A 1,151-nucleotide genomic window follows, 5' to 3' on the forward strand; every position below is an offset into this window, starting at 1 on the left:
ATGAAAGATGGCAACCGCAGGAATAAGCTTTATATCAATAACCACAATAACACATTTACCGAAAGGGCAAAGGAGTATGGGCTGGATATCTCAGGCTATTGCACACAGGCTTCCTTTTTTGATTATGACCTGGATGGTGACCTTGACTGCTTCTTGATCAACAACAGTCCCATTCCATTTAGTTCCCTGAATTATGCTGACATGCGGGATGTTGATATCAATAAATGGAACGTGGATGATAAGCTGAAGGGTGGTGGCAATCATTTATACCGTAATGACGGAGGCCATTTTACAGAAGTTACCAGGGATGCCGGCCTGCACACAGGGTTGATCAGTTTTGGGTTAGGAGTTTCAGTAGGTGATATAAACCTGGATGGCTACCCGGATATTTATGTTGGGAATGATTTTATTGAAAAAGATTACCTGTACATCAACCAGGGAAATGGAACCTTTAAAGATGAAATGGAAAACTGTGTTCAAAAGATCAGCATGTCTTCCATGAGTACAGACCTGGGTGATATCAACAATGATGGTTATCCGGATATTTTCACCACTGATATGATTCCAGATGATGATTACCGCCTGAAAACTACGGGTACTTTTGACAATATAGATCTGTTTATCAGTAAGCAAAAGGCAGGCTTGTATCACCAGTATGTGAGGAATTGCCTGCAGTTAAACAATGGTAATGGAAGTTTCTCGGAAGTGGCAGATTACTGTGGTGTGGCGGCTACGGACTGGAGTTGGGGGGCCTTATTCTTTGATGCAGACAATGACGGGCTTAATGACATCTTTGTTTGTAATGGCATAACAAAAGATGTCGGGGATCTGGACTTCCTGGATTTCTTCTCCAACGATGTTTATAATAAAATGCTTGAAACAGGAAAGAGAGCCGAGATGGAGGAAATACTAAAACATATTCCTGTAACGCCATTGCGTAACCGTTTTTTCAGAAATAAAGGGCAGTTGCAATTTGAGGATGCAGGTCAGACTTCCGGCCTGGAGCAAAAAACATTTTCCAACAGTATAGCTTATGCGGATTTGGATGGTGATGGTGATTTGGATTTGGTGATCAACAATGAGAATGGGCCTGCTTTTGTGTACCGCAATAATTCAAGGGAGATAAATGGCAATGCTTATATAGGGGTGGA

At 41.8% G+C, this 1,151-nt stretch carries 1 protein-coding gene; it reads left to right on the forward strand.

Going from position 1 to position 1,151, the window contains the following annotated elements; all coding sequences use genetic code 11:
- A partial coding sequence (locus tag BUA53_RS20890) for an FG-GAP repeat domain-containing protein (protein ID WP_139256557.1) occupies positions 1-1,151 on the forward strand: 1,151 nt, incomplete at both ends.

The sequence above is a fragment of the Flavisolibacter ginsengisoli DSM 18119 genome (assembly GCF_900129295.1).
Classification (GTDB): domain Bacteria; phylum Bacteroidota; class Bacteroidia; order Chitinophagales; family Chitinophagaceae; genus Flavisolibacter; species Flavisolibacter ginsengisoli.